The sequence below is a fragment of the Novosphingobium capsulatum NBRC 12533 genome, assembly GCF_001598375.1.
Lineage (GTDB): Bacteria > Pseudomonadota > Alphaproteobacteria > Sphingomonadales > Sphingomonadaceae > Novosphingobium > Novosphingobium capsulatum.
This window is the reverse complement of the sequence record NZ_BCYV01000025.1, coordinates 29,872-52,934: the sequence shown is the minus strand read 5'-3', so window position 1 is coordinate 52,934 and position 23,063 is coordinate 29,872. Positions and strand designations below refer to the sequence as shown.

The following is a 23,063-nucleotide window of genomic DNA, read 5'->3' as shown; positions in this document are numbered from 1 at the left end:
AACGAAGAAAAAGCCGATGCGCGAACGGAATCGACGGGCGCAGGTGATTCCACCGCAAAATATCGTTCGCAGCCACAATTCGTGACAAAAGTGCCGCGCTTTGCTGCCCCCTGACGCCTTGCCGGGGGCTGAACGATACGGCACAAGCGCGCCATGGACCTTGTTGCTCTTCTTTCCGACCCGCAAGCCTGGGTTGCGTTTCTCACCCTGGTGCTGCTCGAAATCGTCTTGGGCATCGACAACCTGGTGTTCATCGCGATTCTCTCGAACAAGTTGCCCGCCCACCAGCAGGCGCGGGCGCGGCGCATCGGCTTGGCGCTGGCGCTGGTTCTGCGGCTGGCGCTGCTGTCGCTGATCGGCTGGATCGTGACCTTGCAGACCCCACTGTTCGACCTGGGCCTGCGCGGCGCACCCGGCGCCCATGGCGAGCCCACGTTCGAAACGGCATTTTCGGGCCGCGACCTGATCCTGGTGGCGGGCGGACTGTTCCTGCTGTGGAAGGCGACCAAAGAAATCCACCACACGCTCGATCCCGAACCAAGCGGCGAAATGCTCGACCACAAGGGCCATGAAGCCAAGAGCGCCGGGCAAGCCGTGGTGGCGAATTTCGGGGCGACGATTGCGCAGATCATCGCGCTCGATCTGGTATTTTCGATCGATTCGATCCTCACCGCCGTGGGCATGACCGATCAGATCGCGATCATGATCGCCGCCGTGGTCACCACCGTATCGCTGATGATGCTGGCAGCCGATCCGCTGGCCCGCTTCATCGAGCGCAATCCCTCGCTCGTCATGCTGGCCCTGGCGTTCCTGGTGATGATCGGGCTCGTGCTGCTGGCCGATGGCTTTGGCGTGCACATTCCCAAGGGCTATATCTATGCCGCGATGGGCTTTTCGGTCTTTGTAGAACTGCTCAACATTGCCGGCCGGCGCAAGCGCAGCGTAGCGCGCGCCAAGGCCTGATCCGCCACATTCGCCTCTTCACTTCCGCCAATTCACTTCCGTCAACAAGGGTTTGCCATGTCCCAGTTTCGCCAGATCGACAGCCAGTTCCTGGCCAGCCCGCAGATTACCGTGGAAGACGTGGCCCTGGCCAAGGAACTGGGCGTGACGCTGATCATCAACAACCGGCCCGAGGGCGAATCCGACGACCAGACGCCGGGCGCGGAAATCGCCGCCGCGGCGCAGGATGCCGGCATTGCCTATGTCGCCATTCCGGTAACCCATGCCGGCTTTTCGATGCCCCAGGTAGACGCCTTTCAGCAGGCACTGCGCCAGGCGGGCGATGCGCCGGTGCTGGCCTATTGCCGGTCGGGCACGCGATCGACGCTGCTGTGGGCGCTGGCCCAGGCCGCCAATGGCGCCAACCCGTTCGAGATCGCTGCCAAGGCAGCAGCGGGCGGGTATGACATCGGCCCGATCCGCGCCCAGGTCGATATCCTGAGCGCACGCGCTTCGGGTTAACCTTGGACCCGCGCTGAGGGCGGGCGATCGCTCCCCCCGGCGCCTTCAAGCTCGTTCGATCGTTAACGATTGTCAAATCATTGTGCCACAAGGGCACGATGGGCAAATCGCGGTTGCGTTACGGCGCAAAGCGGGCAGGAGGATCGCGCGCGTCCTATTCCGGTGCGCATGCCTCAGGAAATCGATTCGTCATGCCTGTCCGCCCTCGGATGACCGCTGCCCTTGCCACTCTGGCTGCGCTGGCCCTTCCTTGCAACGCCGTGGCCGCGTCCACCCCGGTGGGGATCGATGCGCTCAAGGTCTACAACCTGATCGTGCTGGGCAACCTGACGTCCTCATCCGAAGTGGAAGGGCGCACGTTCGTTGGTGGCAACCTCACCGGCAATTCATCGAACTACCTGATCTCCACGCTGCCGGCATCGAGCTATACCGGGCCGGGCCTGGTCGTGGTGGGTGACGTGAACGGCGGGATCAAGAACCTCAACAACGGTTCGGGCGCAATCGTGGGCGGCAGCGTATCGAGCGGGTTCAACCTCAACGGCGCGACGCAGACCGTGCAGGTGGGCGGATCGATCGCCAACACCAACGTCAATTCCAACATCGTGCAGTCGAACCTGGGCACGACCAATCCGGCATTTGTCAGCAATCTGCAGCAGGACGGCAGCCTGATGTCGACCAGCATGACGGGGCTGTCCTATCAGCTGTCGCAGCAGACCGCGAACAGCACCCTGGCGATCAGCGGCAATCGTGGCACTTTCAATGCCCAGCCCAATGCCAGCGGCGTGGCGGTGTTCTCGATCACCGCGGCCGATCTCAATTCCATCGGCGAAATCCAGTTCAACACCAATGGCGCCGATACGGTGATCGTCAACGTTTCGGGCAGCACGATCAACCTGAACGACAACTTCCTGGGCGGCACGGCGAACCTGGGCCAGCACGTGATCTGGAACTTTGCCGATGCCACCGACCTGACGCTGACCACCGCATGGGGCGGATCGGTGCTGGCGCCCAAGGCTGCGGCGCACACCTACAATTATATCCAGGGTTCGGCGGTGTTCGGCAGCCTGACCCAGGACGGGGAAATGCACATCGGCACCTATAGCGGTGGCTATGTCGTGCCAAGCGATCCGCAGGTCCCCTCGTCATCCACGTCGAGCAGCAGCACGGGTGGCACCGATGTGCCCGAACCGGGCATGCTGGCCCTGCTCGCCCTGGGCCTGGGCGGCCTGATCCTGGGCCGCAAGCGCCGCGAGCCGGGCGAGCGCCCAGCCAAGGGCGAGTCCGCCGAAGCCGCCTGAACCCACGATAGGGACACAAAAAAGGGGCCGCGCGGCAGATCCGCGCGGCCCCTTTTTGCTGGGCTGGATCGGCCGCGCGATCAGTCGCTACCAACGCGCTCCACATCGGCGCCAAGCAGCGCGAGCTTTTCCTCGAGCCGTTCATACCCGCGATCGAGGTGATAGAGGCGGTGCACCTGGGTTTCGCCCTCGGCGGCGAGCCCGGCGATCACCAGGCTCATCGAGGCGCGCAGGTCGGTGGCCATGACTTCGGCACCCGAAAGCTTGTCCACCCCATGGACCACCGCCGTGCGGCCCGAGGTTTCGATGCGCGCGCCCATGCGGTTCAACTCGGGCACGTGCATGTAGCGGTTTTCGAAGATGGTTTCGGTCAGCATGCTGGAGCCCTTGGCGAGGCAGAGCATGGCCATCAACTGGGCCTGCATGTCGGTGGCAAAGCCGGGATAGGGCGCGGTGGAAATGGTCACGGGGCGCAGATCACCATCGGCGGCGATGTGCAGGCCGCCGCGCACCGGCTCTACCGATACACCAGCATCGCGCAGCGCCTGGACCGTGGTTTCCATATCCTCGATCCGCGCGCCCTGCAGCGTCACTTCGCCGCCGGTGATCGCTGCTGCGCAGGCATAGGAGCCGGCCTCGATACGATCGGGCATGACCATGTAGGTAGCGCCGTGCAGGCGCGCGACGCCGTGGATCGTCAGGTCTGACGTGCCGATGCCCTCGATCTCGGCGCCCATGGCAACGAGCAGGTTGCACAGGTCAACGATTTCGGGTTCGCGCGCAGCATTGTGCAGCGTCGATTTACCCTTGGCCAGAACCGCCGCCATCAGTGCGTTTTCCGTGGCCCCAACGGACACCACCGGGAAGCTGTAGCGCCCGCCGGGCAGCCCGCCATCGGGCGCGATCGCCCGGACATAGCCAGCGGCCAGTTCGATATGGGCACCAAACGCCTCGAGCGCCTTGAGATGCAGATCGATCGGCCGGTTGCCGATGGCGCAACCACCAGGCAGCGACACGGTGGCTTCGCCAGCGCGGGCCAGCAGCGGCCCCAGCACCAGGATCGAGGCGCGCATCTTGCGCACCAGGTCATAAGGCGCAACGGTCGACGTGAGGCGGGTGGCCTGCAGCGTCATCACGCGGCCGAAATCCTCGGGCCGGCCGCCGGCAATGGCGGTAGACGCGCCGAACTGGTTCATCAGGTGCTGGAAGCCGTCGATATCCGCCAGGCGCGGCAGGTTGCGCAGCGTTACCGCTTCATCGGTGAGCAGCGCGCAGGGCAGCAGCGTGAGCGCCGCATTCTTTGCCCCGGAAACAGGAACCGTGCCGGAAAGACGCTTGCCGCCGCGAATAATGATCTTGTCCATCGCGGCGGTTTAGCCGGTTTGCCGGACAGGGCAAGGGGCAAGGTTGCGGGCTGGCTGGAGGGCAGCAAAGCGACGGCACGGCGCCAATATTGCATTGCAGCATTTTTTGCACGTTCCGGCCTGCGGAGAACTTGTCATCACAAAAGGAGGCTGCTTAACTATCGTGTAACCGGACAATGGGACAAACACCGACATGAGCGAAACCACCGCAAGCCGCCACAAGCCGATCCGCAAGGCCGTCTTTCCCGTTGCCGGTCTCGGCACCCGCTTCCTGCCCGCTACCAAGGCCATCCCCAAAGAGATGCTGCCGATCGTCGATCGCCCGCTGATCCAGTATGCCGTGGACGAAGCGCGCGAAGCGGGCATCGAAGAGCTGATCTTCGTGACCGGGCGCGGCAAGACCGCGATCGTCGAGCATTTCGACACCGCATTCGAGCTGGAAACCACGATGACCAGCCGGGGCAAGGACCTGTCGGTGCTGGACGATACCCGCATCAAGCCGGGCAACCTTGTCACCGTGCGCCAGCAGGTGGCAATGGGCCTGGGCCACGCCGTGTGGTGCGCGCGCGAAGTGGTGGGCGATGAACCCTTTGCCATCTTCCTGCCCGACGAGCTGATGGTGGGTGCACCCGGCTGCATGAAGCAGATGGTCGAAGCCTACAACGAAGTGGGCGGCAACCTGATCTCGGTGCTGGAAGTGCCGGAAGAAGAAGTATCGAGCTATGGCGTGATCGCGCCGGGCGCGCGCAAGTCTGACACGCTGACCGAAGTGACCGGCTTGGTTGAAAAGCCCAAGCGTGAAGAAGCCCCGTCAAACCTGATCATCTCGGGCCGCTATATCCTGCAGCCCGAAGTGATGCGCACCCTGGAAAACCAGGAAAAGGGCGCTGGCGGCGAAATCCAGCTGACCGATGCGATGGCCCGCATGATCGGCACGCAGCCGTTCCACGCGGTGACCTTTGCCGGCCGCCGCTTCGACTGCGGCAGCAAGGCCGGCTTTGTCGAGGCGACGATCGCCCTGGCCCTGGAACGCCCCGACCTGGCCGACGATGTGCGCGCCGTGATCAAGAAGCTGGTGGGCTGACCGTCACACCACAGGCTTAAGCAAAAAGGGCCGCGCAGCATCGCAATGCTGCGCGGCCCTTTTGCGTGCGCCAGACGCGATCTGCGCGCCGGCGCCCATAGAAAAAGGCGGCCGTTGCGGGCCGCCTTTTTCCGCATCCTCTCCGATGCGTTATTCCAGAAAATGGCGCCTTATTCGTCGCCTTCGCCCTCGGCGTCGGTGGCGTTGAAAGCGCGGATCTGCGAGGAATCAGCGGCGCTGGCCAGCTGGGCCAGGTTGGCATCGCGCTGCATGTAGGGCAGCGGATTGACCGCGTTGCCAGCCACGCGCACTTCATAGTGCAGGTGCGGGCCGGTCGAATGGCCGGTGGAACCGACATAGCCGATCACGTCACCCTTGTGCACATGCTGCCCTTCGGCAACGGCGATGCGCGACATATGGCCATAGCGGGTTTCGAGATTGCCGCCGTGCTCAAGCTGAACATAGAGGCCGTAGCCGCCGAAGCGTTCGGCCTTGCCCACCACGCCATCGGCGCTGGCGCGGATCGGCGTGCCGGTCGGCGCGGGCAGATCAACGCCCTTGTGCGCACGCAGGCCGCCGTAGATGGGGTGATTGCGCAGACCAAAGCCGCTGCTCATCGGGCGGCTGCTGGTGATCGGCATCAGAGTGGGGATGGAAACCGAAGCGGTGCGGACCAGCGGCGCCTGGGCCGAGCTGCCCTTGCCGCCATCGAGTGCTTCCCAGCTGGCGAAAAGCTTGGAGAATTCTTCATCGCCGGCCGGCGCGGTCATCCCGGCCTTGGCGGCTTCGGCATTACGCAGCGGGGCGGTGATATCGGCAGAAGCGGCGCTGTTGGCGAGAACCGGCGTGGCGAGGCCCAAGGCGAGCATGGTGCCAATGGCAGCCAGACCGGTAGAAAAAGCTTTTTTCATTGCGACCCGTACAACCTCTTTTCGGCAGACACACACACCGACGTTGGGCCAATCGGGCCCTGCGCCAGCGGCATCCGTTCCGTGCTGACCCCCAGCGAACGCCACTTTGTCAGACTGCGGCAGGAACCACATCGCTGGCCAAGCTTTGTTCAGAGATTGGTGGATACCCCCCGCCGATCTCGTGCCGGAGGGGTAGCGGCGGCTGCCCCCATCACGCAAGAGCCGCCATCATTTCGCACGACAGACCGGCTGAACGACGCGCCGAGTCGTTGAACGGTGGCTTAACGGTGCCACGGAAGTGCTGCGCGACCAGGGTTTTCCAGAGTTGCGGTGCCGGTTTACCACGCTCTTCGCACAGTTTGGCGAAATGGCTTGTGCCGAAGCGAACGTGGCGCACTTCGTCGTCAACGATTCGCTGCAGGATGCGCGCGGTGGTGTGATCATCTGCCGCCACGAACCGCGCAATGGTTTGCGGCGTGACATCGAGACCGCGCGCCTCCAGGACCATGGGCACCACGGCGAGACGGGCGGCAACATCGTGCGCGGTTTCGCGCGCGGCATCCCACAGCCCGTCGTGCGCCGGCATCGCGCCGTAAAGGCTGCCCAGGGCGCGCAGGCGGCGGGCCAGCAGGCTGAAATGCATCGCCTCGTCCGCCGCCACGCCCAGCCAGTCACTGACGAAATCCGGCCCGCGCTCGGCACCGAACCGCCCCGCAGCGTCGAGCGCCAGGTCGATCGCGACGAATTCGATGTGGCACAGCGCATGGATCAGCGCGAGGCGCCCGCGCTCGGAACCGCCGCGCCCGCGCTTGGGCATGCGGTTGGGCGGCAGCAGTTCCGGCTCGGCCGGGCGCGCCGGGCTATCGGGCATGGCCACGTCGAAGGCGAAAGCCAGGCGGCCGGCAGCCCAATCGCGCGCCACGGCACGGGTGGCCATGGCTTTGTCACGCGGATCAGCGGTCAACATGGCGGCGCGAATCGCGGCCGCCACAGTGGGAAGCGATGCAGTCATGCCGCGCGCGTTACAGCGCCTGGGCCGCGGCGAGAACCTGCGCTGCGTGATCCTTGACCTTTACCTTGTTCCACACCTGGGCGATGCGGCCATCGGCACCGACCAGATAGGTCGTGCGCTCCATGCCCATGTAGGTGCGGCCATACATCGACTTTTCCGTCCAGATGCCGAGTGCATCGGACAGGCCACCTTCTTCGGCATCGCTGGCGAGCGGGGCTGCCAGGCCATGCTTGGCAATGAACTTCTCGTGCTTCTTGGGCGGGTCCTTGCTCACGCCGAGCAGCGCCGTGCCGGCGGCGGCAAATTCATCGGCCAGCGCGGAAAAGTCCTTGTTCTCAGTGGTGCAGCCGGGCGTATCGTCCTTGGGATAGAAGAACACAACCAGCTTGCGGCCGGCAAAATCGGACGGCTTCACCACGCTGCCATCAGGGGCAGTCAGCGGCAGATCGGGCAGCGGATCGCCCACGCCGGGGAAAGTGCTCATGCGTCAAATCTCCAATGGTTGCCCGAAGACCTGGCCCCAGGCATCGGCAATGCGGTGTCTTGCCCGCGCCACCGCGTCAAGCAGGGCGTCCCAGCTTTCCTGGCCACAGGCAGCAGCCACGATGGCACGGCTGGCCTGTGGCGGAAACATGCCATCAGGGGCAACCAGGCGCACCACCACCAGCAGGCCGGCAAGAAGATCATGCGCCGCGCGCAGGCCGGCAGGCAGGAGGCCGGCCTCCTCCAGCGCCAAGACCGCCGCGCTCAGGTCGGGTTCGAGCGCAACGTGATCGCGCAATTGCAGATAGTGGGCGAGGAATTCGAGATCGACCAGGCCACCACGCGCCAGTTTCACATCAAGCGGGCCCTTGGCCGGCTTGTGCCGCGCCATTTCGGCGCGCATCGCCAGAACGTCGTCCCGCAGCGCGCCCGGATCGCGCGATTGGCGCAGCACGCGCCCCACGATATCGGCCAGCGCGGCGCGATCGGCAGCCTGCCCGAACAGGGGCCGGGCCCGACACAGCGCCATGTGTTCCCAGGTCCAGGCGTCTTCGCGTTGATAGCGTTCGAAACTGTCGAGGCTGACCGCGATCGGCCCTTGCGCGCCAGAGGGGCGCAGCCGGGTATCCACTTCATAGAGCGCGCCGGCCGCCGTAGGCACCGATAGCGCCGCGATCATGCGCTGGGCCAGGCGGTTGAAATAGAGCGTGCCGCCGATCGGCCGGCCGCCGTCGGATTCGCGGGCATAGGCATCGCCTGGCCCGCCAAACAGGAACACCAGATCGAGATCGGAGGCATGGGTGAGCGCGCCGCCGCCCAGCCGCCCCAGGCCGAGCACGACCATGCGCGCATCGGGCACCTGGCCATGGACACGGATGAACTCCGCCTCGGTCGCACTGCCGAGCACGCTGATCGCGGCCTCGGCCACGCGGCTGAGCGCGGCGGCCACGGCCAGCGGCGGGTGCAGCCCTTCGACGAGTTGCACGCCCAAGGCAAAGCGCAGTTCGCCCACCTTGCGGCGCACGGCATCGAGCAGGCGCTGGTAATCATCCCCCACCTCGCCCCGCGCCAGGGTGGCAATGATATCATCGACGCTGCCCGGCAGGGCGAAGGCGGAATGATCGATTAGTGTATCGAGCAGGTCTGCCCGCCGCGCCAGGTCTTCGGCCAGCGTCGGGGCATGGGCGAGCACGCGCATGACCACCGCCATCAGGCCGGGGCGCGCCTCGAGCAGGCGGAACACGTTGATCGCCGATGGCAGCGCCGCCAGCAGCCGTTCCCACCGCGCCAGCGCATGATCGGGATCGGGCGCCTCGGCCAGGGCCTGCAGCAATTGCGGCCGCACGCGTGCAAAGGCGGCGCGGGCCTCGTCGCTGCGCAGCGCGCGGAATGCGCCGCTGTCCCAGGCTTCCACCCGCCCGGCCAGCCCTTCGGCATCGGCAAAACCCATCTCCGCCAGGTCTTGCGCCAGGCTGCGGTTGTCCACCGCCACCGCGCCGGTGGGCGAAATGATCGCCAGCAGGGCATCGAACCGCTGCGCCACTGCCTGCGAGATATCCTGCACCTCGGCAATCAGCGCAGCGCCATCGTCGTGGCCGGCCAGTTGCGCCACGCTGTCCAGCGCAGCCTGCTGCGGCGGCAGGGCATGGGTCTGCTGATCGGCGACCATCTGCAGGCGATGTTCGAGCACGCGCAGCCGGTCATAGCTTTCGCCCATGACCATCGCGTCATCCGCAGAGATGATCCCCGCCTGCGCCAGGGCATCAAGGGCCGGGCGCGTGCCGCGCAGGCGCAGCGCGGGATTGCGCCCGCCATGGATCAGCTGGTGGGTCTGAGCGAAGAATTCCACTTCGCGGATGCCCCCGCGCCCGCGCTTGAGATCATAGCCCGGCCCGACCACCTGCCCGGCGGCATAGTGATCGCGGATGCGCGCGGTGAGCCGGCCGATTTCGGCGATCGCCCCGAAATCCAGGCTGCGCCGCCACACGAACGGCCGGATCGTATCGAGGAAAGCCTGGCCGCGCGCGACATCGCCGGCGGCGGCACGGGCGCGGATATAGGCCGCACGTTCCCAGGCGAGCGCGCTCGATTCGTAATGGGTGATCGCCCCTTCGAACGGGATGGCCAGCGGGCTGACTTCCGATGCCGGGCGCAGCCGCAGGTCGATGCGGAAGACATAGCCTTCCTCGGTGATCGTCGAGAGCAGTTCAACCACCCCGCGCGCCACACGCTGCGCCGCCTCACCCGGTTCGTCGCGCGGGCGGCGCGGCAGCACGTCGGGATCGTAGAGCAGGATGGGATCGATATCCGACGAGTAGTTCAGCTCTTGCGCGCCGTGCTTGCCCAGGCCGATGGCGGAAAAGCCTACTGGCGCAACATCGGGCGCGCGCCGGGCAATGGCGGCGGCGATGGCGGCATCGAGCGCGCGATCGGCAAAGTCTGACAGCGCCTGCACCACGCGCATGAGCGGCAGCGCGCCGGCGATATCGCCCACCGCCAGGGCCAGCGCCAGGGCCAGGCGTTCGCGCCGCAAGGCAATCCCGACATCGTCCACGCCCTGCCCGGCCAGGCGCGCATGCGCCAGTGCCGCTTCGATCTCACCCTGCGCGAGCAGCGTGGCCACCTCGGGCTGGCGGTCGAGCGCGCGGGCCAGGAACGTGGTGTGCCGGCGGGCAAGGACAAGCGCATGGTCCCAATCAATTCCTTGCCGCACGCAAGCTCCCTCTCTCGTTGCCGCACCGTGGGTCGTCTTGCCCCAGCCGGCCGGCTCTGCCAAGTAGCCGGCATGAGCTGCGCCTTCCCCCTTGGCGCGGCGTTATCCCATAGCAAGGATCTGACCATGCATGTTTCCCTCGGCCGCCGCATGGCCACCGCGTTGCTGGCCTCTGCCCTGGCTGTTCCCGCATTTGCCGCCCCGGCGCCCAAGGTGCCGACCGTGCCGGTGCCGATGATGCGCGAAGCGATCAAGACGCTGGCATCAGACGAACTGGAAGGCCGCGCGCCCAGCGGGCCCAAGGAACAGGCCGTGCTCGACGCGATCATCACCCGCTTCAAGGCCGCCGGCCTCAAGCCCGGCAACAAGGGTGAGTGGTTGCAGCCCGTGCCGATGGTGACGATCGCGGCCAAGAACATCAGCCCGCTGACGGTGGGCAGCCTGTCGTTCAAGCCGGGCGCCGATTTCGTGGTGGGTTCCTATCGCGAGGCAGACCACACCGCGATCGATGCCAGCGAGCTGGTCTTCGTCGGCTATGGCATCACCGCGCCCGAACTGGGCTGGGACGATTATGCCGGCGTCGATATGAAGGGCAAGATCGCGGTGATCCTGGTCAACGACCCGGATTATGAAAACGCCGACGAACAGGGCCTGTTCAAGGGCCGCCGCATGACCTGGTATGGCCGCTGGCCCTACAAGTATGCCGAAGCCGCGCGCCATGGCGCCAAGGCCGCGCTGATCGTGCACGACACCTTCCCCGCCGCCTATGGCTGGAACGTGCTGGAATCGAGCGGCGGCACCGGCAATTTCGTGGCCAGCGCCAACAAGGGCATGGACCAGACCGAAGCCAATGGCTGGATTCGCCGCCCGGTGGCCGAGGCGATCTTCCAGGCCGCTGGCAAGGACTTTGCCGCGCTTTCGGTCGCAGCCAAGCAGAAGGGCTTTCACGCCGTTCCGCTGGGGGCGAAGGCCAGCCTGTCGTTTGACAACACCGTCACGCACAGCACCTCGCACAACGTGATCGGCGTGATCCCGGGCACGACGCGGGCCAACGAATATGTGCTCTATTCCGGCCACTGGGACCATCTGGGCCATTGCAAGCCCGATGCGCGCGGAGACGATATCTGCAACGGCGCGATCGACAATGCCAGTGGAGTGGGCGCGCTGGTGGCACTGGCCGACATGAACCGCCGCGCCGGCCCCACCCCGCGCACCCAGGTCTTTGCCGCCTGGACGCTGGAGGAATCCGGCCTGCTCGGTTCGGAATACTATGCCCAGCATCCGGTCTATCCGCTGGCCCGCACCGTGGGCGGCGTGAACATGGACGCGCTGTCGCTGATCGGCCCCACGCGCGACGTGCAGGTGACCGGGGGCGACAAGTCTGACCTCACCGCGATCCTGCGCCAGGTAGAAGCGCAGATGCACTTGACCGAAACGCCCGAGGATCATCCCGAGCGTGGCCACTATTACCGGTCGGATCACTTCAGCCTGGCCAAGCGCGGCGTGCCGATGTTTGCCGTGGGCCGGGGCACCGACCTGATCAACGGCGGCAAGAAGGCCGGCGAGGCTGCCACCGAAGACTATGTCGAGCATCGCTATCACCAGCCGTCGGACGAATATTCCGACAGCTGGGACATGACCGGCATGGCGCAGGAGGTGGAGCTGTATTACCGGCTTGGCCGTGTGCTGGCCACTGGCACCACCTGGCCCAACTGGCATCAGGGCGACGAATTCCGCGCCATTCGCGATGCCAGCCGCGCCACCGTAACCGGCGCCAAGTAAGCCGTGGCCATGAACGACGAGAACCCGACGGGCGGCATGATGCCCCCCGAATTCGCCCCGCAGGACTGGCTCTGGGTGGGTTTCCCCCACCTGGCCGAAGAATGGTCGGGCGTGATCGACCGCGCGCAGGAGCAGATCGCCGCGTTTGCCAGCGCCGTGGCCGAAAGCGGCCAGGAAGTGCGCCTGGTAGTGCGCGATGCAGCCAACCGCATGCGCGCCGAGCGGCTGGCCAGCGCCTCCGTCAAGATCGAACAGCGCGTCTATGGCGACGTATGGCTGCGCGATACCGGGCCGCTGGTGGTGGCCGATGGTGCCGGTGGGCGCCGCGCGCAGCTATTTGGCTTCAACGGCTGGGGCGGCAAGTACCTGATGCCTGGAGACCAGGAGATCGGTGCCACCCTGGCCGCCGATGCCGGGCTGCCGGCCAGCAAGGCCGACTGGGTGCTGGAAGGCGGCGCGCTGGATGGCGATGGCACCGGCCTTGTTGCCACCACCGAGCAGTGCCTGCTCAACCCCAATCGCAACCCGCACCTGTCACGCGCCGACCTGGAAATGCGCCTCAAGCGTGACCTGGGCTATACCCGCGTGCTGTGGCTGGGCGACGGGCTGATCAACGACCACACCGATGGACACGTGGACAACCTGGCCCGCTTTGTCGGCGCCAATCGCCTGGCCCTGCCCCGTGCCACCGGCTCGGACGATCCCAATGCCGCGATCTATGCCGATGCCGCCGCGCGTGCCCGCGATGCCGGGGTAGAGGTGATCGAAGTGCCCTCACCGGGGCGCATCGAATGGGGCGGCATGATCCAGCCGGCCAGCTACATGAACTTTGTGATCACCAGCCATGCGGTGATCGTGCCGATTTTTGGCTCGGTCCACGACGAAGCTGGCGTGGAGGCCATCGGCGCGCTGTTCCCCAGCCGCGCCACGATCGGTGTGATGGGCGATGCGGTGCTGGTGGGTGGTGGTGGTTTCCACTGCGCCAGCCAGCAGATGCCCTCGGCCTGACGAAGCATCGCCCTGTCCCGCCCATGAAATGATCGGGCGGGACAGGGCCTTGCCGGCATATTGGGCCGGGTTACTGCGTCTCGCGTGCCAGGCGTTCGGCCAGCTCGGCGATTTCCGGCGGATCAAGCAGCCAGGTGCGGGTCTTGCGCCCTTCGCGGTGGATCGGCACGGTCAGCAGCACACGGGCGTTTTCACGGGCGTGCGGCTTGTAGAGCGAGAAGTGCAGCGCACATTCGCGGATCGTGCCGATGATCGGCGTGCGGCCTTCCAGATCGATCATCGTGGCGGCCTGGTCCCAGGGGATGGTGGCAGTGCTCATGGTGATCAGACGTCCAGGTTGGCCACGTTGAGGGCGTTTTCCTGAATGAAATCGCGGCGCGGCTCGACCACGTCGCCCATCAGGCGGGTAAAGATCTCGTCGGTCACGTCGGCGTCTTCCACCTTGACCTGGAGCAGCGAACGGACTTCCGGATCGAGCGTGGTTTCCCACAGCTGTTCGGCGTTCATTTCACCCAGGCCCTTGTAGCGCTGGATCGACAGGCCCTTGCGGCCATTGGCCATGACCGCTTCGAGCAGTTGCGAAGGCCGGGTGATGCCGGCGTCCTTGCTGTCGGCCCGGGCCGCGGCGGCGGGGGCTTCCTCGCCATCGGTGGCGCCCGTGCTTTCCGGCTCGGCCGGCGCAGCGCCGGCACGCACCAGGCGGGCAACACCGGCATAGACATCGGCGTGTTCGGCCGCGAGGCGGGCGAGCTTGCGCGCTTCGGCACTGGTCAGGAAGCCGGCCTCGATCATGTGATGGTCGGTCACCCCGCGCCAGGCGCGCTGGATGTGATAGCCGCCATCCTCACTCATCTGCGCCGCCCACTGCGCCTCGGGATCGCCACGATCCAGCCAGCTTGCGGCATTGGCCAGCGCGGCGATGCGGGCATCGGCCGAGAGATCGGGATCGAGCGCACCGGCCAGCGCCAGCGCTTCCACGATATCCGGGTTGTAGCGACGCGGCACGAAGGCCATGAGGTTGCGCAGGCGCAACGCGTGATCGACCAGCTCCGCCAGTTCCTGGCTGCCGCGCGCGCCACCCTGGGTTTCCAGGATGCGGCCCGTGGTACCGGCCTCCACCAGGTAGCGATCGAGCGCGGCGTTGTCCTTGAGATAGACTTCGCTGCGTCCCTTGGCGACCTTGTAGAGCGGCGGCTGGGCGATGAAGAGGTGCCCGGCCCGGATGATGTCGGGCATCTGGCGGTGGAAGAAGGTGAGCAGCAAGGTGCGGATATGCGCGCCGTCGACGTCGGCGTCGGTCATGATCACGATCTTGTGATAGCGCAGCTTTTCCAGGTTGAATTCATCGCGGATGCCGGTGCCCATCGCCTGGATCAGCGTGCCCACTTCGCGCGAGGAAATGATGCGATCGAACCGCGCGCGCTCCACGTTGAGGATCTTGCCGCGCAAGGGCAGGATCGCCTGCGTCTTGCGGTCACGGCCCTGCTTGGCGCTGCCACCGGCCGAGTCCCCTTCGACCAGGAACAGTTCGCACTTGCTGGCGTCGCGTTCCTGGCAATCGGCCAGCTTGCCGGGCAGGCTGGCGATGTCCATCGCGCCCTTGCGGCGGGTCAGTTCGCGGGCACGGCGCGCGGCCTCGCGCGCGGCAGCGGCGTCGATCACCTTGAGGATCACCGACTTGGCATGGGCCGGGTTTTCCTCCAGCCATTCGCTCATCTTGTCGGCCATCAGGCTTTCAAGCGGCTGGCGCACTTCGGAGGAAACCAGCTTGTCCTTGGTCTGGCTGGAAAACTTCGGATCAGGCAGCTTGACCGAGACGATCGCGGTGAGCCCTTCGCGCATGTCATCGCCCGAGAGCGAGACCTTTTCCTTCTTGAGCAGGCCCGAGCGATCGGCATAGCCGTTGAGCGTGCGGGTCAGCGCGGCGCGGAATGCGGCCAGATGGGTACCGCCATCGCGCTGCGGGATGTTGTTGGTGAAACACAGCACGTTTTCGTAATAGCTGTCGTTCCATTCCAGCGACACGTCGATGCCGATGCCGTCGCGCATCGCCGAAATGGCGATCGGTTCGGGGATCAGCGCCTGCTTGTTGCGATCGAGGTATTTCACGAAGGCCGCAATGCCGCCCTCGTAATAGAGATCATGTTCCTTGACCTCTTCATGGCGCTTGTCGCGCAGCAGGATGCGCACACCAGAATTGAGGAAGGCGAGTTCGCGATAGCGGTGTTCGAGCTTGTCGAAATCGAACTCGGTCACGTTCTTGAACGTGTCGTGGCTGGCAAAGAAGGTGACGCGGGTGCCCTTCTTGGGCTTGCCGTTGTCCGCCGTCGGTGCCGGGCCGGTCACCTTGAGCGGCGCCACGGCATCGCCATGGGCAAACTTCATCCAGTGTTCCTGGCCTTCGCGCCAGATCGTCAGCTCCAGCCATTCCGACAGGGCATTGACCACCGAGACGCCCACGCCGTGCAGGCCGCCCGACACCTTGTAGGCGTTGTCGTCAGACGTGTTCTCGAACTTCCCGCCGGCGTGGAGCTGGGTCATGATCACTTCGGCGGCGGAAACGCCTTCTTCGGCATGGATGCCGGTGGGAATACCGCGCCCGTTGTCTTCCACCGAGACCGAACCATCGGGGTTCAGCTCGATCAGCACCAGGTCGCAATGCCCGGCCAATGCCTCGTCGATGGCGTTGTCCGACACTTCGAAGACCATGTGATGCAGGCCCGAGCCATCGTCGGTATCGCCGATGTACATGCCGGGACGCTTGCGCACCGCATCCAGGCCCTTGAGGACCTTGATCGAGTCGGCGCCGTAGGAGTTGGTGTTCGGGGTATTTTCGTTGGTGCTGGCCATAGTTTTGCACATAGGCACTTTACCCGCAAAACCCAAGCGAATTGGCCCTGTTTTACACAGGCCCAAGGCGGGCTGCGCCAAGTCTCTTGCATGCGCGGCGCCATGCGGCATGGTGCGCGCAACGAACAGGAAAAGGGGGCAATCCTTTGATCACGCGCAGCGCCATCTCGACCATCGCCCTGGCGGCGATGGCCACCGCCACTGCGGCCCAGGCCGCGCCCACCGCGCCAGACGCCGGGGAGGCGCAGTTCCGCAGCATTTACAAGGAACTGGTCGAAACCAATACCACGGTCAGCAGCGGATCATGCACGCTGGCGGCCGAGCGGATGGCGGCGCATCTCAAGGCAGCTGGCTATGCCGACAGCCAGCTCACGCTGTTTTCCACGCCCGAACACCCCAAGGATGGCGGGCTGGTTGCCGTGCTGCCCGGCACCTCGAAGACCGCCAAGCCGATCCTGCTGCTCGCCCATCTCGACGTGGTGGAGGCCAAGCGCGCCGATTGGGAGCGCGATCCTTTCACCCTGATCGAGGAAGGTGGCTATTTCTATGGCCGCGGCACCGCCGATGATAAATCGATGGCGGCGATCTGGGTGGATACGATGGCGCGCCTCAAGGCGGGCAAGCCGCTCAAGCGCACGGTGAAGATGGCGCTGACTTGCGGCGAGGAAACCACCTGGGCGTTCAACGGCGCGCAGTGGCTGGCCCAGAACAAGCGCGACCTGATCGATGCGGAGTTTGCCCTTAACGAAGGCGGCGGCGGCGATACCGATGGCAAGGGCCTGTCCGAAGGCGGCCACCTCGTCAACCAGTCGATCCAGGTGGGCGAAAAGGCGGTGCAGAACTATCGCTTCGAAACCCGCAATCCCGGCGGGCACAGCTCTATCCCCGTGCGCGAAAACGCCATTTACGAGCTGGCCGATGCGCTCGCCCGGCTGCGCGACCATGAATTTCCCACCGAGATGAGCGACACCACCCGCGCCTTCTTTGCCAAGGCCGGGGCGGCGCGCGGCGATGCCATGGGCAAGGCGATGCAGGCCTTGGCCAGCAACCCGATCGGCAGCCCAGCCTTTGCCGAGGCGGAAAAGCTGGTGAACACCGACCGCACCTATCATTCCAAGCTGCGCACCACCTGTGTGGCCACGCTGCTGGACGGCGGGCATGCCAACAACGCCCTGCCCCAGCGCGCCGGGGCCAACGTCAACTGCCGCATCTTCCCGGGCCATTCGGTGGAAGAAATCCAGACCGCGCTGCAAAAGGTCGTGGCCGATCCTGGCGTCACGGTCAGCCTGGTGCCGCCACAGCGCCCGCTGGCCAAGGCGCCCGCGCTCGATCCCAAGATCATCGGCCCGATGGAAAAGCTGTCCGCGCAGTATTTCCCCGCCGTGCCGGTGGTACCCGACATGTCCACCGGGGCCACCGACGGCATCTTCCTGGAGGCCGTGGGCATCCCGACCTATGGCGTGCCTGGCCCCTGGGGCAACCCCGATGGCAATGGCGTGCATGGCCTGAACGAGCGGATCGAGGTCAAGTCGCTGCTGACCGGGCGCGCCTATCTCTATGACCTGGTGAACGCCTACGCACGGTGATCGGCGGGGTGTTGACAAGCTGTGGATAAAGTCCGGCTGCCCTTTTGGTACGGCAGCCGGGCCTTGACCGGAACAGCACAAAGGTGTTCGTTATGCCCATGCGTCATGAAGCGGTCATGCCTGTCCTTCATGCCTCGCCCCGAGCGAGGCGGAAGCCGATTTGGCACAGGAGCGCGAGCGGAGCATGCTTCACCAGGCGCTGATCGAGCGGGCGGCTGCGGCCAGGCCCCACAGCGGCGATAGCGCCGCGACGCCGCGTTTGCTGGCATCCAACCGTCATCTCGACAATTGCCCGGCGCTGGTGCTCAACGCCGATTACACGCCGCTCAGCTATTACCCGCTCAGCCTGTGGCCGTGGCAAACCGCGATCAAGGCGGTGTTCCTGGAACGGGTGGATATCATCGCCACCTATGACCGCGCGGTGCACAGCCCGTCGCTGGACATGAAGATTCCCTCGGTGATCGCGCTGCGGCAATATGTGAAGCCCAGCGAGTTTCCCGCCTTCACCCGCTTCAACCTGTTCCTGCGCGATCGCTTCGTGTGCCAATACTGCGGCAGCGGCGAAAACCTCACGTTCGACCACGTGATCCCGCGCCGGCTGGGCGGGCGCACCACCTGGGAAAACGTCACCACCGCCTGCGCACCCTGCAACATGACCAAAGGCGGCCGCACCCCGGCCCAGGCGCACATGCGCCTGATGGAAGAACCGATCCGGCCCACGACCTGGCAATTGCAGGAAAAGGGCCGCGCCTTTCCGCCCGGGCATTTGCACGAAAGCTGGCGCGACTGGCTGTATTGGGACGTCGAACTAGAAAGCTGACGCTTAGACCGCCCGTCGCAACGGCCCTTAGGCGGTCTGCCGCGCCCCTTTCAGGAACAGCACCAGTGCCGCCAGCGCGATGACCGCGGCCACCAGCATCGGCATGGTGGGCAATTCGATCAAAGCGCCCGGGCCACTGAACCGGGCAAGGGTCTGGGCATAGAGCGGCGGGCCGATGATCTGCGCGATCGAGCCGATCGACTGCACCGCGCCTTGCAGTTCGCCCTGGCTGCGCGCATCGACCGCGCGGCTGTTCATCGCAGAGATCGAAGGCTGCACCGCGCCTTGGAACGCGCCGACCGCAATGGCGAGATAAACCTGCCAGACCTGGTGCGCGAGGCAGTAGAGCACTGCAGAAGTGGCGAGCGAGGCCACGCCCATGATCACCGCGCGCCGCTCTCCCAGCCGGGGCAAGAGATAGCGCATGCCCAGCCCCTGGAACAACGCGGCGCTCAATCCGACGACGGCGAGAGCGAGGCCCACCGCCTTGGTCGAAAAGCCATAGGCAGCAATCGCCATGTAGGTCCAGATCGCGGGATAGACCACGTTGGCCAGTTGCCATGCGCCCAGCGCCGCCACGAACCACAACACGCGGGCGCTTTGCCCTTTGAGCGCGCGCAGACTGGATAGCGCATTGGCACGGCGCCAGTCGAATGGCCGGCGATGATCGGCATCGAGCGATTCCCGCAAGGTGAACAGCCCGAACAGGAAATTGGCAAAGCTGAGCCCGGCCGCCGCCATGAACGGCACACGCGGGCCCAGGGTGCCGAGCAGACCGCCGAGCGCCGGCCCGGCGACGAAGCCGATGCCGAACGCCATGCCCATCAGGCCAAAGCTGGCCGCGCGCTTTTCCGGCGGGGTGACATCGGCGATATAGGCATAGGCGGCCGAGAAGCTGGCACCGGTGATGCCGGCGATGATCCGCCCGGCGACCAGCCAACTCATCGCCGGGGCAAAGGCCTGGAGCAGATAATCAAGACCCAGGGCAAAGACCGCCGCCAGCAGGACCGGCCGCCGGCCGAAGCGATCGGACAGGTTGCCGATCACCGGGGCGAACACGAACTGCATCACGGCATAGCCCGCGCCCAGCCAGCCGGCATATTCGGCCGCCTGGGTAATCGACACGCGGGCAAGGTGCATGATCAGCCCGGGAAACACCGGAATGACGATGCCAAAGCCAAGCATGTCGATCAGCACGATGGCAAAGACAAAGCTCAGCGAAGCGCGATGCGTCATGAAATCCCCCCGGGCTAAGCTATCTGGCCCCTGCCCTCTGCCCTCAGCTGCGACGGGTCAGCGCGGCTTCGCTTTCTTCCAGCAGCTGGGCCATGATCGTGGCCACCGGCTCTTCCTTGGTGACCATGCCCACCGACTGGCCGGCCATGACCGAGCCGCGTTCCACATCGCCATCGATCACCGCGCGGCGCAGCGCGCCGGCCCAGAAATGTTCGATTTCAAGCTGCGCGGCGGCCATGTCGAGTTCGCCGGCGTCGAGCTTGTGCGCCACTTCGATCTGCTTGGCGGTGAATTCCTCGGTGCCCTTGTTCTTGAGCGCGCGCACCGGGATCACCGGCAGGCGTGGATCGACCTGGACCGAGGCAATCGCATCGCGCGCGTTGCCGCGGAAGAACGCCGCCTTGAACGCGGGATGAGCGATCGATTCGCTGGCACAGGCAAAGCGGGTGCCGAGTTGCACCCCGGCCGCACCCATTTCGAGGTAGGAGGCAATCGCCTCGCCCCGGCCGATGCCGCCCGCCACGAAGACGAGGTGATCGGCGGCCAGGGCGGGCAGGAATTCCTGCGCCAGCACCGAGGTGGACACCGGGCCGATGTGGCCGCCCGCTTCGCTGCCCTCTATCACCAGCGCGTCAGCCCCGGAACGGAACAGCTTCTTGGCGAGCGCAATCGTGGGCGCAAAGACGATGACCTTGGCGCCGAACGCCTTGATCGCCTCGACACTGCCCTTGGGCGGAATGCCGCCGGCCAGCACGACGTGGCCGACGCCGTGCTTTGCACACACCGCGATCAGATCGAACAGCAGGGGGTGCATGGTGATCAGGTTGACGCCGAACGGCTTGGCCGTAAGCGCCTTGGTGCCGGTGATTTCAGCATCGAGCAGGTCGGGCGTCATCGCGCCGCAGGCGATCACGCCAAAGCCGCCGGCGTTGCTGATCGCGGCCACCAGGTTCCGTTCCGAAACCCAGCTCATCGCACCGCACAGGATCGCGTGCTCGGTGCCCAGGAAGGCAGCGCCGCGCGCCATCAGCGCGGAAGTCTTGGGAGTGGCCGTCATGTGTGAAAAATCGCCCCGTCTGCGATGAAGAAAGTGCCCGCGCTTTACGGTGCCGGAACCGGCCGGGCAAGGGGGAAGCGGTACCATAGATCGCCATTTCAACTTACTCTGGGCGCTTTAATCCATTTAGACGATCAAAACATGCTCGTTATGGCTGCGGACGACGAATTTCCCCTGATGGAGAGCCAAGCCATGTCCGCCCCCTCGAAGTGCCCGTTCCATGAAGGCGCCAGCGCCGCAGCGATCGCGCAGAGCCAGACCAACCAGACCTGGTGGCCCAACCGGCTAGACCTGGGCATCCTGCGCCAGCACTCCATCAAAAGCGATCCGATGCCCCATGGGCATGACTATCGCGCGGCGTTTGGCCGGCTCGATCTGGACGCGGTGAAAGCCGATATCAATGCACTGATGACCACGTCGCAAGAGTGGTGGCCGGCCGATTATGGCCACTATGGCCCGCTGTTCATCCGCATGGCCTGGCACAGCGCGGGCACCTATCGCACGTTTGACGGGCGCGGCGGCGCCTCTTCGGGGACGCAGCGCTTTGCCCCGCTCAATTCCTGGCCCGACAACGTCAATCTCGACAAGGCGCGCCTGCTGCTGTGGCCGGTGAAGCAGAAGTATGGCGCCAGCCTGAGCTGGGCCGACCTGATGGTGCTGGCCGGCAATTGCGCGCTCGAAGCGATGGGCCTGCCCACCGTGGGCTTTGGCGGTGGCCGTGAAGACGTGTGGGAAAGCGAGGCCGATATCTATTGGGGTTCGGAAATCCAGTGGCTGGCCGACGCCCGCTATAGCGGCGATCGCGAACTGGAAGAGCCGCTGGCCGCCGTCCAGATGGGCCTGATCTATGTGAACCCGGAAGGGCCCAATGGCGAACCCGATCCGCTGGGATCGGCGCGCGACATTCGCGAAACCTTTGCCCGCATGGCGATGAACGACGAGGAAACCGTGGCGCTGATCGCCGGTGGCCACACCTTTGGCAAGGCGCACGGCGCGGGTGACGCCGCCGCAATCGGCGCTGCCCCGGAAGGCGCGGACATCCTGGCCCAGGGGCTGGGCTGGATCAGCACGCACGGCAGCGGCATGGGCGTGGACGCGATCACCAGCGGCCTGGAAGGCGCGTGGACGACCAATCCGATTGCCTGGGACAACGGCTATTTCGATGCGCTGTTCGGCTATGACTGGGAATTGACCGTCAGCCCGGCGGGCGCGCACCAGTGGAAGCCCAAGGGCGACGCTGGCGCGGGCACCGTGCCCGACGCGCATGATGCCACGCGCCGGCACCAGCCGATGATGTTCACCAGCGATATCGCGTTGATCACCGATCCGGCTTACCTGGCGATTTCCAGGGACTTCCACGCCAACCCGGACAAGTTTGCCCGCGTCTTTGCCGAGGCGTGGTTCAAGCTGACCCATCGCGACATGGGGCCTCACGCACGCTATCTGGGCAAGGACGTGCCGCAAACCCCGCGCATCTGGATGGACCCGGTGCCGGCGGTAGATCACCCCCTGGTGACGGCGGCCGATATCGACACGCTCAAGGCACGGGTGCTCAACAGCGGTCTCTCGGTGACGGACCTGGTCAAGACGGCGTGGGCCAGCGCCTCCACCTTCCGCCAGTCCGACAAGCGCGGCGGTGCCAATGGCGCGCGCATCGCCCTGGCGCCGCAAAAGGATTGGGCGGTGAACGAGCCGGCCGAGCTTGCCCGCGTGCTCGACGTGCTGCGCACGATCAAGGCATCGTTCGATGGCGAAGCCCGCGATGGCCGCAAGGTGAGCCTGGCAGATCTGATCGTGCTGGCGGGCAACGCCGGGGTGGAAGCGGCAGCGCGGGCGGCCGGCCACTATGTCTCGGTGCCGTTCACGCCCGGCCGCACCGATGCCAGCGATGCGCAGACCGACGCGGCCAGCTTTGCCGTGCTGGAACCCCGGCATGACGGCTTTCGCAACTATGCCGCCGGCCCGCACCGCCGCAGCCAGGAAGAACTGCTGGTCAACCGCGCGCAACTGCTGGGCCTGACCGCGCCAGAGATGACCGTGCTGGTCGGCGGGCTGCGCGTGCTGGGCGCCAACCACGGCGACAGCAAGCTGGGCCAGTTCACCGATCGGGTGGGCATGCTGACCAATGACTTCTTCCGCAACCTGCTGGCGGCCACCACGGCGATGCGCTGGCAGGAAACCGGGGATGGCGTGTTCACCGCGTTCGACCGCAAGACCGGCGAATCCCGGCATGGCGCGACGCGGGTTGACCTGATCTTTGGCGCCAATTCCGAACTGCGCGCCCTGGCCGAAGCCTATGCCACCGATGACGCGGAAAAGCCGTTCGTTGACGCGTTTGTAGCGGCCTGGGCCAAGGTGATGGACGCCGATCGCTTCGACCTGACAGCCTGACAAG

The 23,063-nt window shown here is 65.8% G+C and carries 18 protein-coding genes; 9 read left to right on the top strand and 9 right to left on the bottom strand.

Going from position 1 to position 23,063, the window contains the following annotated elements:
• The first annotated feature begins 153 nt into the window (after positions 1-153).
• From SCA01S_RS19175 to SCA01S_RS19165, 3 genes are all read left to right on the top strand, one after another.
• Positions 154-963, top strand: coding sequence for a TerC family protein (locus tag SCA01S_RS19175; protein WP_062788266.1), 810 nt, complete (start codon positions 154-156; stop codon positions 961-963).
• Between the two features lie 57 nt (positions 964-1,020).
• Positions 1,021-1,464: a protein tyrosine phosphatase family protein gene (locus tag SCA01S_RS19170; RefSeq protein WP_062788265.1), complete on the top strand. Its 444-nt coding sequence runs from the start codon at positions 1,021-1,023 to the stop codon at positions 1,462-1,464.
• Positions 1,465-1,655: 191 nt separating this feature from the next.
• On the top strand, positions 1,656-2,762 hold the full coding sequence (locus SCA01S_RS19165) for a choice-of-anchor A family protein (RefSeq protein ID WP_084391134.1): 1,107 nt from the start codon (positions 1,656-1,658) through the stop codon (positions 2,760-2,762).
• 80 nt (positions 2,763-2,842) lie between these two features.
• Here SCA01S_RS19165 and murA read toward each other — a convergent pair whose 3' ends face one another.
• Complete coding sequence (gene murA, locus SCA01S_RS19160; protein ID WP_022676144.1) at positions 2,843-4,126, bottom strand: UDP-N-acetylglucosamine 1-carboxyvinyltransferase; 1,284 nt, start codon at positions 4,124-4,126, stop codon at positions 2,843-2,845.
• Between the two features lie 193 nt (positions 4,127-4,319).
• Here murA and galU point away from each other — a divergent pair, with 193 nt between their 5' ends.
• Positions 4,320-5,210, top strand: a complete 891-nt coding sequence (gene galU / locus SCA01S_RS19155) for a UTP--glucose-1-phosphate uridylyltransferase GalU (protein ID WP_062788262.1) — start codon at positions 4,320-4,322, stop codon at positions 5,208-5,210.
• Positions 5,211-5,380: 170 nt separating this feature from the next.
• On the opposite strand, the gene SCA01S_RS19150 is transcribed toward galU, so the two are convergent.
• The 4 genes from SCA01S_RS19150 to glnE all read right to left on the bottom strand — a co-directional run bounded on the left by SCA01S_RS19150 (position 5,381) and on the right by glnE (position 10,329).
• Positions 5,381-6,121 carry a M23 family metallopeptidase gene (locus SCA01S_RS19150; RefSeq protein ID WP_022676142.1) on the bottom strand — a complete coding sequence of 247 codons (741 nt, stop codon included), beginning with the start codon at positions 6,119-6,121 and terminating at the stop codon, positions 5,381-5,383.
• 211 nt (positions 6,122-6,332) lie between these two features.
• On the bottom strand, positions 6,333-7,133 hold the full coding sequence (locus SCA01S_RS19145; RefSeq protein ID WP_062788260.1) for a ferritin-like domain-containing protein: 801 nt from the start codon (positions 7,131-7,133) through the stop codon (positions 6,333-6,335).
• 10 nt (positions 7,134-7,143) lie between these two features.
• Positions 7,144-7,617 carry a peroxiredoxin gene (locus SCA01S_RS19140; protein ID WP_062788258.1) on the bottom strand — a complete coding sequence of 158 codons (474 nt, stop codon included), beginning with the start codon at positions 7,615-7,617 and terminating at the stop codon, positions 7,144-7,146.
• Between the two features lie 3 nt (positions 7,618-7,620).
• On the bottom strand, positions 7,621-10,329 hold the full coding sequence (glnE, locus tag SCA01S_RS19135; protein WP_062788257.1) for a bifunctional [glutamate--ammonia ligase]-adenylyl-L-tyrosine phosphorylase/[glutamate--ammonia-ligase] adenylyltransferase: 2,709 nt from the start codon (positions 10,327-10,329) through the stop codon (positions 7,621-7,623).
• 126 nt (positions 10,330-10,455) lie between these two features.
• On the opposite strand from glnE, the gene SCA01S_RS19130 reads away from it, so the two are divergent.
• Positions 10,456-12,111: a M28 family metallopeptidase gene (locus SCA01S_RS19130; protein WP_084391136.1), complete on the top strand. Its 1,656-nt coding sequence runs from the start codon at positions 10,456-10,458 to the stop codon at positions 12,109-12,111.
• 9 nt (positions 12,112-12,120) lie between these two features.
• Positions 12,121-13,119 carry an agmatine deiminase family protein gene (locus SCA01S_RS19125; RefSeq protein WP_062788255.1) on the top strand — a complete coding sequence of 333 codons (999 nt, stop codon included), beginning with the start codon at positions 12,121-12,123 and terminating at the stop codon, positions 13,117-13,119.
• A 70-nt stretch (positions 13,120-13,189) separates the two neighbouring features.
• On the opposite strand, the gene SCA01S_RS19120 is transcribed toward SCA01S_RS19125, so the two are convergent.
• The gene (locus tag SCA01S_RS19120) at positions 13,190-13,438 is read right to left on the bottom strand and encodes a hypothetical protein (protein ID WP_062788253.1); all 249 of its coding nucleotides are present in this window, start codon (positions 13,436-13,438) and stop codon (positions 13,190-13,192) included.
• Between the two features lie 5 nt (positions 13,439-13,443).
• Complete coding sequence (gyrB, locus tag SCA01S_RS19115) at positions 13,444-15,969, bottom strand: DNA topoisomerase (ATP-hydrolyzing) subunit B (protein ID WP_062788251.1); 2,526 nt, start codon at positions 15,967-15,969, stop codon at positions 13,444-13,446.
• Positions 15,970-16,118: 149 nt separating this feature from the next.
• Between gyrB and SCA01S_RS19110 the strand changes: the two genes are divergently transcribed.
• Positions 16,119-17,555 (top strand): M20/M25/M40 family metallo-hydrolase, encoded by a 1,437-nt coding sequence (locus tag SCA01S_RS19110; RefSeq protein ID WP_084391135.1) that lies wholly within the window; start codon positions 16,119-16,121, stop codon positions 17,553-17,555.
• A gap of 184 nt (positions 17,556-17,739) precedes the next feature.
• Complete coding sequence (locus tag SCA01S_RS19105) at positions 17,740-18,375, top strand: HNH endonuclease (protein WP_022677941.1); 636 nt, start codon at positions 17,740-17,742, stop codon at positions 18,373-18,375.
• Between the two features lie 27 nt (positions 18,376-18,402).
• Here the strand turns inward: SCA01S_RS19105 and SCA01S_RS19100 are convergent, their stop codons facing one another.
• Both SCA01S_RS19100 and SCA01S_RS19095 read right to left on the bottom strand, forming a co-directional pair.
• Positions 18,403-19,611 (bottom strand): MFS transporter, encoded by a 1,209-nt coding sequence (locus tag SCA01S_RS19100; RefSeq protein ID WP_062788250.1) that lies wholly within the window; start codon positions 19,609-19,611, stop codon positions 18,403-18,405.
• 43 nt (positions 19,612-19,654) lie between these two features.
• Positions 19,655-20,668, bottom strand: a complete 1,014-nt coding sequence (locus tag SCA01S_RS19095) for an NAD(P)H-dependent flavin oxidoreductase (RefSeq protein ID WP_062788248.1) — start codon at positions 20,666-20,668, stop codon at positions 19,655-19,657.
• A 177-nt stretch (positions 20,669-20,845) separates the two neighbouring features.
• On the opposite strand from SCA01S_RS19095, the gene katG reads away from it, so the two are divergent.
• Positions 20,846-23,059, top strand: coding sequence for a catalase/peroxidase HPI (gene katG, locus SCA01S_RS19090; RefSeq protein ID WP_412103058.1), 2,214 nt, complete (start codon positions 20,846-20,848; stop codon positions 23,057-23,059).
• Positions 23,060-23,063: the final 4 nt, after the last annotated feature.

Excerpts from the sequence above, each read along its gene's own strand:
- SCA01S_RS19175 (WP_062788266.1), top strand. The coding sequence starts at position 154 with ATGGACCTTGTTGCTCTTCTTTCCGACCCGCAAGCCTGGGTTGCGTTT.
- SCA01S_RS19170 (WP_062788265.1), top strand. The coding sequence starts at position 1,021 with ATGTCCCAGTTTCGCCAGATCGACAGCCAGTTCCTGGCCAGCCCGCAG.
- SCA01S_RS19165 (WP_084391134.1), top strand. The coding sequence starts at position 1,656 with ATGCCTGTCCGCCCTCGGATGACCGCTGCCCTTGCCACTCTGGCTGCG.
- murA (WP_022676144.1), bottom strand. The coding sequence starts at position 4,126 with ATGGACAAGATCATTATTCGCGGCGGCAAGCGTCTTTCCGGCACGGTT.
- galU (WP_062788262.1), top strand. The coding sequence starts at position 4,320 with ATGAGCGAAACCACCGCAAGCCGCCACAAGCCGATCCGCAAGGCCGTC.
- SCA01S_RS19150 (WP_022676142.1), bottom strand. The coding sequence starts at position 6,121 with ATGAAAAAAGCTTTTTCTACCGGTCTGGCTGCCATTGGCACCATGCTC.
- SCA01S_RS19145 (WP_062788260.1), bottom strand. The coding sequence starts at position 7,133 with ATGACTGCATCGCTTCCCACTGTGGCGGCCGCGATTCGCGCCGCCATG.
- SCA01S_RS19140 (WP_062788258.1), bottom strand. The coding sequence starts at position 7,617 with ATGAGCACTTTCCCCGGCGTGGGCGATCCGCTGCCCGATCTGCCGCTG.
- SCA01S_RS19130 (WP_084391136.1), top strand. The coding sequence starts at position 10,456 with ATGCATGTTTCCCTCGGCCGCCGCATGGCCACCGCGTTGCTGGCCTCT.
- SCA01S_RS19125 (WP_062788255.1), top strand. The coding sequence starts at position 12,121 with ATGAACGACGAGAACCCGACGGGCGGCATGATGCCCCCCGAATTCGCC.
- SCA01S_RS19120 (WP_062788253.1), bottom strand. The coding sequence starts at position 13,438 with ATGAGCACTGCCACCATCCCCTGGGACCAGGCCGCCACGATGATCGAT.
- gyrB (WP_062788251.1), bottom strand. The coding sequence starts at position 15,969 with ATGGCCAGCACCAACGAAAATACCCCGAACACCAACTCCTACGGCGCC.
- SCA01S_RS19105 (WP_022677941.1), top strand. The coding sequence starts at position 17,740 with ATGCTTCACCAGGCGCTGATCGAGCGGGCGGCTGCGGCCAGGCCCCAC.
- SCA01S_RS19100 (WP_062788250.1), bottom strand. The coding sequence starts at position 19,611 with ATGACGCATCGCGCTTCGCTGAGCTTTGTCTTTGCCATCGTGCTGATC.
- SCA01S_RS19095 (WP_062788248.1), bottom strand. The coding sequence starts at position 20,668 with ATGACGGCCACTCCCAAGACTTCCGCGCTGATGGCGCGCGGCGCTGCC.
- katG (WP_412103058.1), top strand. The coding sequence starts at position 20,846 with ATGGAGAGCCAAGCCATGTCCGCCCCCTCGAAGTGCCCGTTCCATGAA.